At 73.8% G+C, this 13829-nt stretch carries 14 protein-coding genes and 1 pseudogene; 6 read left to right on the top strand and 9 right to left on the bottom strand.

What is annotated here, in order from left to right; genetic code table 11:
- Positions 1–2: 2 nt before the first annotated feature.
- Both PV342_RS06645 and PV342_RS06640 read right to left on the bottom strand, forming a co-directional pair.
- The gene (locus tag PV342_RS06645; RefSeq protein WP_500316128.1) at positions 3–1286 is read right to left on the bottom strand and encodes a GlnX family signal transduction membrane protein; all 1284 of its coding nucleotides are present in this window, start codon (positions 1284–1286) and stop codon (positions 3–5) included.
- Positions 1287–1496: 210 nt separating this feature from the next.
- Positions 1497–2648, bottom strand: coding sequence for a PLP-dependent cysteine synthase family protein (locus PV342_RS06640; RefSeq protein ID WP_500316126.1), 1152 nt, complete (start codon positions 2646–2648; stop codon positions 1497–1499).
- A gap of 105 nt (positions 2649–2753) precedes the next feature.
- Here PV342_RS06640 and PV342_RS06635 point away from each other — a divergent pair, with 105 nt between their 5' ends.
- Together PV342_RS06635 and PV342_RS06630 are read left to right on the top strand one after the other, a co-directional pair.
- On the top strand, positions 2754–3062 hold the full coding sequence (locus PV342_RS06635) for a hypothetical protein (protein WP_329189008.1): 309 nt from the start codon (positions 2754–2756) through the stop codon (positions 3060–3062).
- Positions 3063–3252: 190 nt separating this feature from the next.
- Positions 3253–3810 carry an ATP-binding protein gene (locus tag PV342_RS06630; protein WP_354802563.1) on the top strand — a complete coding sequence of 186 codons (558 nt, stop codon included), beginning with the start codon at positions 3253–3255 and terminating at the stop codon, positions 3808–3810.
- A gap of 80 nt (positions 3811–3890) precedes the next feature.
- On the opposite strand, the pseudogene PV342_RS06625 reads toward PV342_RS06630, so the two are convergent.
- Positions 3891–4316, bottom strand: a pseudogene (locus tag PV342_RS06625) (ATP-binding cassette domain-containing protein); the annotation flags it as partial.
- A complete protein-coding gene (locus PV342_RS06620) occupies positions 4313–4621 on the bottom strand; it encodes an SHOCT domain-containing protein (protein WP_400800363.1) in 309 nt (102 codons plus the stop codon). The gene PV342_RS06620 and the pseudogene PV342_RS06625, both read right to left, overlap by 4 nt.
- Positions 4622–4767: 146 nt before the next feature.
- Between PV342_RS06620 and PV342_RS06615 the strand changes: the two genes are divergently transcribed.
- A complete protein-coding gene (locus PV342_RS06615; RefSeq protein ID WP_400800366.1) occupies positions 4768–5664 on the top strand; it encodes a DUF2797 domain-containing protein in 897 nt (298 codons plus the stop codon).
- A 26-nt stretch (positions 5665–5690) separates the two neighbouring features.
- Here PV342_RS06615 and PV342_RS06610 read toward each other — a convergent pair whose 3' ends face one another.
- Positions 5691–6914, bottom strand: a complete 1224-nt coding sequence (locus PV342_RS06610) for an ROK family protein (protein ID WP_500316123.1) — start codon at positions 6912–6914, stop codon at positions 5691–5693.
- A gap of 17 nt (positions 6915–6931) precedes the next feature.
- Here PV342_RS06610 and PV342_RS06605 point away from each other — a divergent pair, with 17 nt between their 5' ends.
- Both PV342_RS06605 and PV342_RS06600 read left to right on the top strand, forming a co-directional pair.
- Positions 6932–8179, top strand: coding sequence for an MFS transporter (locus tag PV342_RS06605; RefSeq protein ID WP_500316122.1), 1248 nt, complete (start codon positions 6932–6934; stop codon positions 8177–8179).
- 94 nt (positions 8180–8273) lie between these two features.
- Positions 8274–9020 (top strand): maleylpyruvate isomerase family mycothiol-dependent enzyme, encoded by a 747-nt coding sequence (locus PV342_RS06600; protein ID WP_500316120.1) that lies wholly within the window; start codon positions 8274–8276, stop codon positions 9018–9020.
- Between the two features lie 55 nt (positions 9021–9075).
- Here PV342_RS06600 and PV342_RS06595 read toward each other — a convergent pair whose 3' ends face one another.
- Positions 9076–9471 (bottom strand): MarR family winged helix-turn-helix transcriptional regulator, encoded by a 396-nt coding sequence (locus PV342_RS06595; protein WP_018562668.1) that lies wholly within the window; start codon positions 9469–9471, stop codon positions 9076–9078.
- Between the two features lie 87 nt (positions 9472–9558).
- Between PV342_RS06595 and PV342_RS06590 the strand changes: the two genes are divergently transcribed.
- Complete coding sequence (locus PV342_RS06590; RefSeq protein WP_361007035.1) at positions 9559–11055, top strand: MFS transporter; 1497 nt, start codon at positions 9559–9561, stop codon at positions 11053–11055.
- A 53-nt stretch (positions 11056–11108) separates the two neighbouring features.
- On the opposite strand, the gene PV342_RS06585 is transcribed toward PV342_RS06590, so the two are convergent.
- From PV342_RS06585 to PV342_RS06575, 3 genes are read right to left on the bottom strand one after another with little or no spacing between them, the layout of a single operon-like run.
- Positions 11109–11774 (bottom strand): response regulator, encoded by a 666-nt coding sequence (locus PV342_RS06585; protein WP_018562666.1) that lies wholly within the window; start codon positions 11772–11774, stop codon positions 11109–11111.
- Positions 11771–13039, bottom strand: coding sequence for a sensor histidine kinase (locus PV342_RS06580; RefSeq protein ID WP_400800379.1), 1269 nt, complete (start codon positions 13037–13039; stop codon positions 11771–11773). Before PV342_RS06580 ends, PV342_RS06585 begins: the two co-directional genes overlap by 4 nt.
- A gap of 58 nt (positions 13040–13097) precedes the next feature.
- Entirely contained in the window at positions 13098–13820 is a 723-nt protein-coding gene (locus tag PV342_RS06575; RefSeq protein WP_400800382.1) for a TetR/AcrR family transcriptional regulator, read from the bottom strand.
- Positions 13821–13829: the final 9 nt, after the last annotated feature.

Genomic DNA, 13829 nt, shown 5'->3' with positions numbered 1-13829 from the left:
CCTCACCGGTACTCCGCCAGGCGCGGCCACACCCCCACGACGACCAGTACCGCGGCGATGCCGAGAAGACCTGCGGGAACCTCGGGCCAGCCGTCGAGCCCGGAGCGCGCGGCGTCCGTGCGCGAGACGAAGTCGGCCTGCTGGTGCCGGGCGAGGGCGTCGAGGGTGGTCGCGAAATCCCAGAAGTCGAAGCCCACCTCACCGCGCCCGACGTCCGTGAGCACCACGGCCGCCTCGTCGATCCGCTTGCCGGCCATCAGCTCCACGAGCTTGCGGTCGTCCGCGCGGAAGTGCCCGTAGCGCTCGTTGACGTCGGCGTACGCGGGACGCTCGTCCGCCGAGGCCCAGCCCCCCGGGGCGAGCAGTCCTCCCAGCCGCCGGTCGAGCGTGTCGAGTTCGGCGCGCTGCTGCGGCTCCGCGCCGTTGACGAGCCACCGGCTCTGGGCGGCGGCGGCCTCCGCGGCGACGGCGCGCGCCTGCGCGAGCCGCGACCAGGGGCGCAGTCCGTCACGGGTACCCGCGCCAAGGTCGGCGGCAGCGCCGGTGAAGGAGACCACCCCGGCCAGGGCGACACCGAGCACCACGGCCGTCGCGGCGGCCAGCGCCGGGTTGAGCATGCGGCGGTAACGACGCGTCAGGTCGCGCTGCCACCACAGGAGTACGGCGACGGCGGCCGGGCCGAGGACTCCGACGGCCACGGCCGAGCCCAGGGCGGCGTCCTGCGCGCCGCGAGAGGCCGCGACGGCCTGCGCGTCGTAGGCGTTCGCCAGCGCAGCGACCTTGGGCAGCAGATGGCTGTGCATGATGTCGCCCGCCTCCGCGGAGAAGGCGACGGCGACCGCCGGGGGGTGGCCCGCGGCCCGCTCGTGGTGCTGTTCGTCGACGTAGGCGGCACGGCCGCCGGCGTCGTCGTACCGCCCGAGCAGGTCGAGGATGCCGCGCACCTGCGCGGCGTGGGCCTCGTCGCCGCCGAGCTGCCGGAGGAGTTCGCTGGCCTGGGCGCGGCGCTGCTGCGCGGTGATGAGCGCGAGGAGCCGGTTGCCGACCGACACCTCGGGGTCGTCGGCCGCGTGCCCGGGCACGAGCTGGTTGGCGCGCTGGGCGTCCAGGTCCGCCAGCGCGAAGCCGAGTTCGGCGGCGACGGCGGCGCGGTGCGCGGCGGTGTCGCGCAACCGCTCCGCGTCCGACCGGACGGTGACGGCGCCGACGACGACGGCAAGGCACAGGGCGACGACGGCGACGAGTGCGGCGGTCGCCTGGACGACCAGCCGCGCCGGAGGCGGCAAGCGACGGCGTCGCGCCCGGACGGTCGGCGCCGGTGCCCGGGACGCCGGCGGTGCGGACGCACCCGGCGCGGGGGGCGGCGGCGCGACCACCGCAGGCGCCACTTGAGAGATCGTCATATCGGGACCCTAAGAGCGCCCGGAGAAGGGAAGGCGGTACTCCGGCGGACCCCGGGTGACCACGGCGTAACAGAACGGAACGGGCGGACCGGGTCAGTCCGGCCAGTCCCCCGCCGCCAGGAAGGCGTCGATGGTCACGGCGTACGGCCCGATGTCCAGGCCCTGTTCGGCGACCCAGGCATCGGAATAGTACTTGTCCAGGTACCGGTCGCCGGGATCGCACAGCAAGGTGACGACACTGCCCGTGCGCCCCGCCGCGACCATCTCCGCGACGATCTTGAACGCGCTCCACAGCCCGGTCCCCGTCGACCCGCCGGCCTTGCGCCCGATGGCCGCCTCCAGGGCGCGTACCGCGGCCACGGAAGCCGCGTCCGGCACCTTCATCATGCGGTCGATCGCACCGGGCACGAAACTCGGCTCCACCCTGGGCCGGCCGATGCCCTCGATCCGTGAACCCCGTTCGCAGCACACGGCGTCGTCGCCGCTCACCCAGCCGTCGAAGAACACCGAGTTCTCCGGGTCCGCGACGCACACCAGGGTGTCGTGCTGCATGTAGTGGACGTAGCGGGCGATGGTGGCCGATGTGCCGCCGGTGCCGGCGGTCGCCACGATCCATGCCGGGCAGGGGTTCCGCTCCAGGCGCAGCTGCTGGTAGATCGACTCGGCGATGTTGTTGTTGCCGCGCCAGTCGGTGGCGCGCTCGGCGTAGGTGAACTGGTCCATGTAGTGGCCGCCGCTCTCCTGCGCGAGGCGGGCGGACACCTCGTAAACCGTCCGCGGGTCGTCCACCAGGTGGCACCGGCCGCCGTGGAACTCGATCAGCCGCTGCTTCTCCCAACTGGTCGTGCGCGGGATGACGGCGATGAACGGCACGCCGATCAGGGCGGCGAAGTACGCCTCGGACACCGCGGTCGAGCCGCTGGAGGCCTCGATGACGGGCTTGCCCGGCCGGATCCAGCCGTTGCACAGGCCGTAAAGGAAGAGCGAGCGGGCGAGGCGGTGCTTGAGGCTGCCGGTCGGGTGGGTCGACTCGTCCTTCAGATAGAGGTCGACGCCCCAGGCATCGGGGAGCGGGAAGCGCAACAGGTGGGTGTCGGCGGAGCGGTTGGCGTCCGCCTGGACCTTCCGTACGGCCTCTTTGAGCCATCCTCGGTAGTCCGGGTCGGTCCGGTCCACGTCGACGGTGGACACGGCCTCCGCCGCCCTCCCACGGTCCTCTCGGTCACCCTTCTCGTTGCCGCCCACCTGCGCCGCCTTCCCTTCGCGCCTGTGTCCCGATCATAGGCAGACGCTGGTGCGGCGCCCTCCGGAACGGGCAGACTGCGACCCGGACGAAGGAGGGGATGCGCCGTGGCCGAAGCGGAGTTCAGCGCCACAGGGGTACGGATCGGACGGCGGCTGAGGTCGCTCACCCGGGGCGGGCAGGTCGTGATCCAGGACGGCCGCCTGGTGCTGCTCACCAGCCGCGGGCGGGAGATCGACAGCGCGCCGGTGGAGGACGTCCACGCGCTGACCCCGCGTTTCGCGGTGCGTCGCCGCACGCTGACCCGGCTCAACGGCACGGGCTACTTCCTGACCCTGCGCAAGCAGGGCACGGCTTCGGCGGGCCGCTTCCTGGACGCCCTGCGAGCCGCCCGGGAGCGCGTCGCGCGCCGTTGACGCGAAAGGAGCGGCACTCTCCGCGTTCACGGAGTTGCGGTAAGCATCCATCGGGGTGATCCTTGAGTGGCGTCACGGAGTCACTGCAGCAGTCACTCACAGCAATCCCGCAAAGGTGTTCCCATTCCATGCGGGCGGGGCATGCCCCGGTCACAGGGGCGCGCCCTCCACCGCGGAGGGAGTCGCAGCCGTGATCAGCTCAGAAGGCAGTAAGCGGCAGTGTGCTCTGGAACTTGAGGCACTGCCGTCCCGGATCCAGCAGGTACGCCGTATCGTCGCCGCTCAGCTGCGGTACTGGCGGCTGGACCCCCTGACCGACCCCACTCTGCTGGGTATCACCGAACTGCTCGGCAACGTCCACCGGCACGCCCGGCCGGACAAGCGCTGTTCCGTCGAGCTGAGCTTCGCCTCCGGCTGGCTCACCGTCGCCGTCTCGGACAACGATCCGCGCCTGCCGCGGGTCCGCGAGTTCGAGCCCCTGGCCACTTGCGGCCGCGGCCTCGCCATGGTCGTGTCGATGAGCGACAGCTGGGGCACCGAGACCCTCAACGACGGTGGCAAGGTCGTGTGGTTCACGCTCCGGGCCGAGGCCACCGTCTCGCCCAGGGCGATGACCGAGCAGGTCTCGGCGGCGGTGGTCCGCAAGGTCGCCCCGCGGACGCTGCCGGTGCTCCCCGAGACGCCGGAGGCCTGGCCGCCGGTGCTCGATCGTCTGGTCCCGGCAGCGGCCGAACCGGTTCTGGTCTGACGCGCGGCCGCCGCACCCCTCGAGGGGCACGGCGGCCGTGGCCCTCCGGGCCGTCGTCGGCGGATTCATTCCGCGGCGATGGCCCTCAGTACGTCCAGGCGCGCCGGGCCGGGCCGGGCGCCATCCGGCCAGGACCGGTGGCCCCCGGAGAGCTCGCTCGGGCGGTGCCGCAGCCGGTCGCCCAGGCCCACGACCTCTTGCGACGGTCAGGGTCGGCAGCAGGTTGCAGGACTGGAGGACGAAGCCGACCCGCTGCCGGCGCAGCAGCGTCAACTGCCGGTCCCCGAGCGTGCCCAGCTCGGTGTCGCCGATCCATGCGGTCCCGGAGATGAGGGTGTCCAGCCCGGCGTCGCAGTGCATGAGCGTGGACTTCCCGGATCCGGAGGGCCCATGATCGCGGTGAACCGTCCGGCGGGGAAGCCCACCGTGACCCCGTCCAGGGCGCGCACTCGGGCGTCGCCCGTCCCGTAGGTCTTGACGGCGTCGACGACGCGGGCGGCGGTCATCGCTCCCCGCCCCTGGAGAAGCGGCCGAACTGCTCGTCCAGGACGGACAGTCGGCGCCAGTACTCGTCCTCGTCGATCTCGCCCGCGGCGAAGCGGCGGCCCAGCACGGCGATCGGCGAGTGCTCGCCGATCGCCGCACGGGCGTGCCAGGGGCCGCGGCCCAGGCCCCGGCGCCACATGGTGCGGCGCAGCAGGAATGCGACGCCCGCGATGACGGCGGCCCAGATGAGGGGGAAGAACAGGATCCAGGGGCCGGGTCCGCCGTCCCAGTGGTCGGCGAGCGAGGTCAGTGCGGTGGCGTCCATTGCGATGCGTCTCCTTGGTGATGCCGAGTTCCCGACACCACGAGACTGGCCCGCGCGGGGTCGCCGGTCGTCGTACGACCAGCGGCACCTCGGGTACCACCCTGGGAGTACGGCCGCTGTCGGTGCCTGCGCCTAGCATGCGGATCATGTGGCGATGCACAGGTCTGCGATGGGTGTCCGGGGCCCCGGTGTGGACCTGGTGGCACCCCCGCCTCGGCGACCGGCGCAGTCCCGTGCGTCTCGGTGACCCGCTGGCGCTCGCCGTGGAGCCGGGCGCGGTACGGCGGTGCACGGGCGTGTGGCGTGCGGGGCGCTGGACCCCGTGCCCGCGGGCCGCGGAGCTCCCCGCGCAGGCTCGCCGCGACCAGTGCGAACAGTGCGCGGCGCTGGACCGCTCCCGTTCCGTGGCCGCGGACACCCGGCTGGACGACCCGCGGCCCTTCGCGGTGTACCTGGCCTGGTTCGGCCCGGGTCTGGGCAAGGTCGGCATCACCGCGGCCGAGCGGGGCAGCGCACGGCTGCTCGAACAGGCGGCGATCTGCTTCACGTTCCTCGGCCGCGGCCCCCTGATGGCCGCGCGCCGCGCCGAGTCGGTCCTCGGGACGGCGCTGGGCATCCCGGACCGGGTGTCGACGTCCGCCAAGCGTGCCGCCCGCGCCGCGCTGCCGCCCGCGGCCGCGCGGGAGGCCGAGCTGCGGGCGCTGCACGAGGCGGCGGCCGCGGTCCCCGACTGGCGGGCCACACTGGCGGCCACCGCGTTCCAACCCGTCGACCATGCGGCGGTGTTCGGCCTGGAGCCCGACGCGCCGCGGGCGACCGCCGCGGTGACCGGGCTCGCTCCGGAGACCGCCCTGGGCGGCACCGTCGTGGCCGTGGCCGGAGGGGACGTCTACCTCCGTACCACCGGACCGGCCGGCGGTGTCCTGCTGCTCGACTCCCGCCTGGTTCCGGGATGGCCGCTGACCTCGCCGGCGCGGGGCATGCCGGCGCCGCCCGCCAAGGCCCTGCCACCGCCCACCGAGCCCCCACAGCCGCTGTTCTGACGGTCCGCCGGCGGCTTGCCGAGGGGCTAGGCGCCGAGCGCCGTGAGCGGATCGTCCAGCACCGGCTGCCAGGCCAGTTCGGCGGCTCCGACGAGGCTGTTGTGGTCCAGGGCGCAGGCGAGCAGCGGGACGCCGCCGCTGCGTCCCCACAGGCTCCGTTCGGCGACCACGGCGCGCAGTCGCTCCGGGTCCGCGTCGAGCAGCCAGCGGTGCAGTCCGCCGAGCAGGATCCGGTCGGGGTTGAGGACGTTGACCAGTCCCGCGAGTCCCTGACCGAGGTGGTCGATGAGGCGGTCGGCGGCGCTGCGCACGGCGGGGTCGTCGCACTCCTCACGGAGCAGGGCGCGGCACTGGTCGGGCAGCGAGCCCTCGGGGCCGGGGATCCGGCCGGCGGCCTCCAGGAAGGCGAGCGGGTCCACCTCGACGTCGAGGCAGCCGCGGCTGCCGCAATGGCAGGGCCGTCCCTCGGGGTTGACGGTGAGGTGACCGACCTCGAGGGCGAGTCCCGCACTGCCGGTGTGGAGCTTGCCGTGCAGGACGAGGGCACCGCCCACGCCGCGGTGGCCGGTGGCGACGACCAGCAGGTGTTCGGCTCCCTGTCCGGCGCCGTGCCGGTGCTCGGCGAGCGCGGCGACGTTGACGTCGTTGCCGACGAAGCACGGCGGCGGCGCCCCGTTGGGGGAGAGGAGGCCGGACCGCTCGATCTGCTCGCGGAGGATGTCCAGCACCGGTGCGCCCGCGGGCCACGCGAGGTGCAGGGGGTTGAGCGCGGCGCCCTCCGGCTCGGCGACGGCGGACGGCACGGCGAGGCCGACTCCCGCGCACGCCCGGCCGGCGGCGCTCAGCAGCTCCGCGCCGGCCTCGACGACGGCGCCGAGGACCCGGGCGGGATCCGCGGGCACGGTCATGGCGACCGGCTTGGACGCGAGGATGTGGCCGCCGAGTCCGACCAGGGCGGCACGGAACCCGTCGGCGTGGATCTGCGCGGCGAGGACGACGGGCCCCTCGGGGTTGACGGCGAGTCGGTGCGAGGGCCGGCCCTGCGCCCCGGCGGGTCCGCCCGGCCGGGTGTCGACACGGATCAGGCGCAGCGCCTCCAGCTCGGCGGCGACGGCCCCCGCGGTCGCCCGCGTCACACCGAGTTCGGCGGTGAGCACGGCGCGGGTGGGCGCGCGCCCGGTGTGCACGAGCGCGAGCGCGGGACCGAGCGCACCGCGGCCCCGCTCCAACCTTGTCCGAGTCTGGGTCACAGTCCTATTCTCACTTTGTGCCGAGCCTAAACAAAATACGGAGCGTACTCACCGGGCAAGATCGCGCAAGTCCACCGTTCCCGCTGCGGAGCCTCCGTGTCGCCCTGACCGCGTTCTTCGCCCTCGACGGATTCGTCTTCGCCGGCTGGGTCGTTCGCATCCCCGCCGTCAAGGAACAGGTCGGCGCGTCGGCGGGGGCCCTCGGTCTGGCGCTGCTCGGCGTGTCGGCGGGAGCGATCGTCACCATGATCCCCGGCGGGCGGCTGTGCCGGCGCTTCGGGGCCCGGCAGGTGACCGTCGGCACCGGCGCCGTCCTGTCACTGAGCGTCGCGCTTCCCGCGTTCACCCACTCCCCCGTCACCCTGGGTCTCGTGCTGCTCCTGCTCGGCGTGGGCTTCGGCGGCATGAACGTCGCGATGAACACCGTCGCCGTCGACCTGGTGGCCGCACTGCGGCGCCCCATCATGCCCGGATTCCACGCGGCGTACAGTCTGGGCGGACTGGTCGGGGCGGGTGTCGGCGGACCGCTGGCCGCATGGCTGACGCCGGCCCAGCACCTCGTCGGTGTCGCCGTGTTCGGGCTCGTGGCCACGGTGCTGCTCGGGCGGCTCCTGCTGCGGCACGCGATCCCCCGAACCGTGGAGCACAAGCATCCTGCGGATCCGCCGGCCGTCACGGCGCAGAACGCGCACGGCACCGGGCGTCCCGGCGGCGCCCGGCGGATGGTCGCCGTCTTCGGGCTGATCGCCCTGTGCACCGCGTACGGCGAGGGGGCGCTCGCCGAGTGGGGTCCGCTCCATCTGCAGGAGGACCTGCACACCGGGCCGGCCCTCGCGGCCGCCGGATATGCCGCCGTCGCCCTCGCGATGACCGCCGGGCGGCTCTCCGGCACCGCCCTCCTGCTGCGGCTCGGCCCGACCCGGGCGGTGGTGCTGGGCGGACTGACGGCATGCGCCGGGATGCTGCTGGGCGCCTTCGGTCCGGCGGTCTGGCTCGTCCTGACCGGCTTCGCGCTCACCGGACTCGGGCTCGCCAACGTCTTCCCGGTGGCCATCGGCCGGGCCGGTGCCCTCGGCGGCCCCGGCGGTGTGGCCACCGCCTCCACCCTGGGGTACGCGGGCTTCCTGCTGGGGCCGCCCACCATCGGCTTCCTCGCCGACGGCTTCGGGCTGCCGGTCGCGCTGACCACGGTCGCCGCGCTGGCGGCGGTGGCCGCCGCGGTCGCGCACACGACCCGGCACGCGTCGGCTGCCGCCGGAGTCTGAGACGCCCGTCCGACACCGTCTCGCGGCACGCAGGGCCCGGCCGGCCTCGGTGCCGCTCGGCCCGGCTGTCGGTGGCGGCTGCCACAATCACCCCATGGAGACAGCCGTGTTCATCGAGGCTCTGCGACGCGACGGCGCACTGCTCGCCGACGCCGCTGAAGCGGCCGGGCTCGACGCCGAGGTGCCGTCCTGCCCGGGCTGGCGCGTGCGCGAACTGGTCCGCCACCAGGGGGCCGTGCACCGCTGGGCGACCCGCTACGTGGCGGAGGGACGCCGGCAGCCGGAGCCCATCGAGGCCGAGGCCCCGGCGGACGACGCCTCGCTGCTCCCCTGGTTCCGCGCAGGCCACGAGCGGCTGGTCGCGGCCCTCGATGCGGCACCCGCCGACCTGGAGTGCTGGTACTTCCTCAAGGCGCCCTCCCCGCGGGCCTTCTGGGCGCGGCGCCAGGCTCACGAGACGGCGATCCACCGGGTCGACGCGGAACTGGCCCTGGGCCGGGCTCCGTCCCCGATGGACCCGGGGTTCGCGGCCGACGGAGTCGACGAGTTGCTCGCGGGTTTCCACATCCGGCCGAGAAGCCGGGTCCGCAGCGAGACGCCCAGGACACTCCGCGTGCGCACGACGGACACCGACGCCGAGCGGAACGACTGGCTCGTGCGCGTGTCGGCCGACCCCCTGGTCGTCGAGCGGTCCGCGCCGGGCGGGGCGGACTGCACGGTGAGCGGCACCGCCGAGGAGCTCTACCTCACCCTGTGGAACCGGGGCGCGTACGAGAAGCTGCTGGTCACGGGTGATGTCTCCGTGATCGACCTATGGCGGCGCACAGCCGCGGTCGGCTGATCCGGCGCTCCACGTTCGGGACGGGACCCCGGATCGCCGGTGACGCCGTACGCCTTCAGACCTGCCCGAGCATCCGCTCCAGCACGGCACGCTGCACCGGCTTGACCTCTTCGTGGCGGGCCCGCCCGGCGTCGGTCAGCGCGACCCGCACCCCGCGGCGGTCCTCGCTGCAGATCCCACGGCTCACGAGGCCGTCCTTCTCCAGTCGGCCGACCAGCCGGGAGAGCGCGCTCTGGCTCAGATGCACCCGGTCCGCGAGTTCCTGGACCCGGTAGGTGCATCCACCCTCGTCCGGGTTGCCCTCGGCGAGCAGGTCGAGCACCTCGAAGTCGCTCGCACCCAGTCCGTGCGGGTTCAGCTCACGGTCGAGTTCGCACGCTGTGCGCGCGTGCAGGGAGAGGACCTCCCGCCACCGCTCAACGAGCACATGCTCACTCTTCACGCCGGTCATGGCCGCAGGATAGCAGAAAAACAACACTAGATGTATACACATTAAATGCGCTTACATCTGATGCACGTGCATGTAGTGTTCCTCGGCATGACCTCTCCGCACACCGCCGTCCCCGGTACCGACGGGCGCTGGAGCGCCCGGCAGTGGGGCACCCTGCTGGTGCTCTGCGCCGCGCTCTTCCTCGACGCCCTCGACGTCTCGATGGTCGGCGTGGCCCTCCCGTCCATCGCGGACGACCTCGACCTGTCCACATCGTCGCTGCAGTGGGTGGTCAGCGGCTACATCCTCGGCTACGGCGGCCTGCTGCTGCTCGGCGGCCGCGCCGCCGACCTGCTCGGACGGCGCCGGGTCTTCCTCGTCGCGCTCGGCGTGTTCGCCGCCGCCTCCCTGCTCGGCGGGCTCGTCGACTCCGGCGAACTCCTCATCGCCAGCCGCTTCGTCAAGGGCCTGAGCGCCGCGTTCACCGCCCCGGCGGGCCTGTCCATCATCACCACGACCTTCGCCGAGGGACCGGTCCGCAACCGCGCCCTCAGCATCTACACCACCTGCGGCGCGACCGGCTTCTCCATGGGCCTTGTCCTGTCCGGCCTGCTCACCGAGGTGGGCTGGCGCTGGACGATGCTGCTGCCCGCGCCCGTCGCGGTCCTGGCCCTCGTGGCCGGCATCAAGCTGATCCCGTCGAGCCCCCGCGAGCGCCACACCGGCCGCGGCTACGACCTGCCCGGAGCCCTCACCGGCACGAGTGCGATGCTGTTGCTGGTCTTCACCGTCGTCGAGGCCCCCGAAGCGGGCTGGAGTTCGGCCCGCACCCTGCTCTCCTTCGCCGCCGTCGCCGTCCTCCTGGCCGCCTTCGCCGTGATCGAGCACCGCAGCAGCCACCCCCTCATCCGGCTGGGCGTCCTGCGCTCGCCCCACCAGATCCGCGCCAATCTGGGCGGCGCCGCCTTCTTCGGCTCCTATGTGGGCTTCCAGTTCCTCGTCACGCAGTACATGCAGTCCCTGCTTGGCTGGTCGGCGCTGCAGACCGCGCTGGCCTTCCTGCCCGCGGGCGCGCTGGTGGCGCTCGCCTCCACACGGATCGGCCCGCTGGTGGACCGCTTCGGGACGCCGCGGGTGATCGCCACCGGATTCACCCTGCTCTTCCTGGGTTACGTGCTCTTCCTGCGCGTCGACCTCAGCCCGAACTTCGCCGCGGTCATCCTGCCGTCCATGCTTCTGCTCGGCGCCGCGTGCGCGCTGGTCTTCCCGTCGCTCAACATCCAGGCCACCAACGGGGTGCGCGACGAGGAGCAGGGCATGGTCTCCGGCCTGCTCAACACCTCTTTCCAGGTGGGTGGCGCCATCTTCCTCGCGGTCGTCACCGCGGCGATCACCGCCGGTTCCGGCGACGGGCCCCCGGCCTCCCCGCAGGCCGTGCTCGACAGCTTCCGGCCCGGCCTGGTCGTGGTCAGCGCAATCGCCCTGGCGGGGCTGCTGATCACCCTCACGGGGCTGCGCCGCAGGGTGTCGTACGGAATCGTGGTCGCCTCCTCCGACGGCCTCGCGCCGGTGGACGAGGAGCGCAAGGTCCCGGTGCGGGACTGACCGGCCCGCCGTCCGGGGCCCGCGCGGACCACCGTCCGCGCGGGCCCTTCGGCTCAGCCGAGCCAGCCGGGCCGCACCAGGCCGGACTCGTACGCGAGGACGACGAGCTGGGCCCGGTCCCGGGCGCCGAGCTTCACCATCGTGCGGCTGACGTGCGTCTTGGCGGTGAGCGGGCTCACCACCAGCCGGCGCGCGATCTCCTCGTTGGACAGGCCGATCCCGACCAGGGCCATCACCTCGCGCTCCCGCTCGGTGAGCCGCTCCAGTCCCGCGGCGGCCGAGGGTTCCTTGGACCGCGCGGCGAACTCGGCGATGAGCCGCCGGGTCACGCCGGGCGACAGCAGCGCGTCGCCGTCCACCACCGCCCTTACGGCACGCACCAGTTCCTCCGGCTCGGTGTCCTTTACCAGGAAGCCGGAGGCGCCCGCCCGGATGGCCTCGAAGACGTACTCGTCGAGCTCGAACGTGGTGAGGATGACGACCTTGACCTCGCTCAGCGCGGCGTCCTCGGTGATCCGCCGGGTGGCCTCGAGGCCGTCCATGACCGGCATGCGGATGTCCATCAGCACCGCGTCCGGGGTGAGTTCGCGGACCAGGCCCAGTGCCTGGGCGCCGTCGGACGCCTCCCCCACGACCTCGATGTCGGGCTGGGCGTCCAGCAGGGCGGCGAAGCCCGCCCGCACCAGCATCTGGTCGTCGGCGAGCAGTACCCGGGTCATGGGTTCTCCTTGTCGGGGACGGACGCCGCCGCGGCGCCGGTGGTGAGCGGCAGAAGGGCCAGGACGCGGAAACCTCCGTCGGCGCGGGGCCCTGCCTCGACCGTGCCGCCGAGCGCCGCCGCACGCTCACGCATCCCGAGCAGCCCGTTGCCACCGCCGTCCGGGTCGTGGGCGTGGTCCGTGCCGGTGGTGGCGGGACCGTCGTCGTCGACCCGCAGTTCGACCGCGCCCCTGCGGCTGGTGATGCGTACGCGGGCGGTACGCGAGCCGGAGTGGCGGATGATGTTGGTCAGCGCCTCCTGGACGATGCGGAAGGCCGCCAGGTCCACGCCGGGCGGCAGGGCTCCGGCGCGGCCGTCGCGGGTGATGTCGACGGCCAGTCCCGCGCCCGCCGCCTGTTCGAGCAGTTCGGGCAGCCGGTCCAGGCCCGGGGCGGGCGAGCGCGGGGCCTCCCCGGGACCGCGCAGGGTGCCCAGCACCTGGCGCACCTCGCCGAGCGCCTCCTTGCTGGCGGCCTTGATGGTCGTCAGCGCCTGCCGGGCCTGCTCGGGGCGCTCGTCCATGAGGGCGAGTGCCACCCCCGCCTGCACGTTGATGACGGAGATGCTGTGGGCCAGGACGTCGTGCAGCTCGCGGGCGATGCGCAGCCGCTCCTCGTCGGCGCGGCGCCGCTCGGCCTCGGCCCGCTCCCGGCGCTCGCGGACGAACTGCTCCCGGCGCAGCCGCCACAGCTCCGCGACGGCGAGGATCGCCAGCAGCCAGGCGGCGGCCCCCGACACCTGGGCCCACGAGGCGGCCTTGTCCCCCGAGGGCGGCAGCCAGCGGTACAGCCACACGGTGATGAGCAGGTAGGCCGTGTAGAGGGCACCGGCGACGACCAGGACGGCTCTGCGGCGACCGGCGGCCACGGCCGTGAAGTAGGCGGCGACGATGCTGAGGAAGACGGGCCCGTACGGGTAACCGGCGGCGACGTACACGAGCGTCACGGCCGAGACGGCGGCCGCGACGGCGACGGGCGCGCGCCGGCGCCACAGGAGCAGCACGGGCCCGGCGAGCAGCAGCGCGTACCCGAAGTGGTCGAGGGTGACCCGGCCCCCCGCGTTGTGCGAGGCGGCCGTGCTCCCGAGCACCTGGACGACGGCGATGACCAGCGACGAGACCCAGGGGCGGCGCAGGCGCCCGGCGCCGTGACCGCGGTCGGGCCCGGTGCGGCGCCACGGCGGCCCCCATGTCGGGCGGCCTCCCGGTGTCACGTCGTCGGTCATGCGGCCACGCTAGACCGGGGCACGGCGGGTCGGCGTCCGGCCGGCGGGGTGACCGCGTCTACTCCCCGTGGAGTACGTGCCCACGGCGGAGGCCCGTCTGGTGCGCGAGGCCCGCGACGGCGTGGTCGAAGAAGTCGTCGCGCGCCTCGACCACGTTGTTGAACTGGCCGAACACCTCGAAGCTCACGAGCCCGAAGAGCTGTGCCCAGGCGGCCACGAAGGCCGGGATCACCGGTGGCGGCAGGTCGCCGTCCAGGTCCCTGCTGAGCCGCCACGCGTCGGCGTGGACGGCCTCGGACAGCGTGGCGTCGGCCGGGGGCACGGCGAGCGCGCCGGTGGTGTGGGCCTCCTCGGCCACGGCGAGGAGCGCGAGCCCGACCCGGGACGCGGGTCCGATCGTGTCGAGCGGGGCGGAGTAGCCGGGCACGGGAGAGCCGTAGATGAGGGCGTACTCGTGCGGATGGGCGAGGGCCCAGCGGCGCACGGCCCGGCAGACCTCGCTCCAGCGCTCCACGGGGTCGGCGCCGCCGGCATGGGCGAGGGCCTCCTCCGCGGCGGCGCCCACGGCGTCGTAGGCGTCGACGATGAGGGCGGTGAGCAAATCGTCCCGGCTGGGGAAGTACCGGTAGAGCGCGGACGAGACCATGCCCAGCTCCCGCGCGACGGCGCGAAGCGAGAGCCTCGTGGCGCCCTCGTCGGCGAGCTGTCGGCGCGCCTCTTCCTTGATGGCCGCGGTCACTTCGTCGCGGGCCCGTTCCCTGGCGGTTCGGATGACGCTCATGGGATCAGT

The organism is Streptomyces sp. PA03-3a (genome assembly GCF_033792735.1).
Taxonomy (GTDB): domain Bacteria; phylum Actinomycetota; class Actinomycetes; order Streptomycetales; family Streptomycetaceae; genus Actinacidiphila.
The sequence above is the reverse complement of the archived record's forward strand: the minus strand, read 5'-3'. Positions and strand labels throughout refer to the sequence as shown.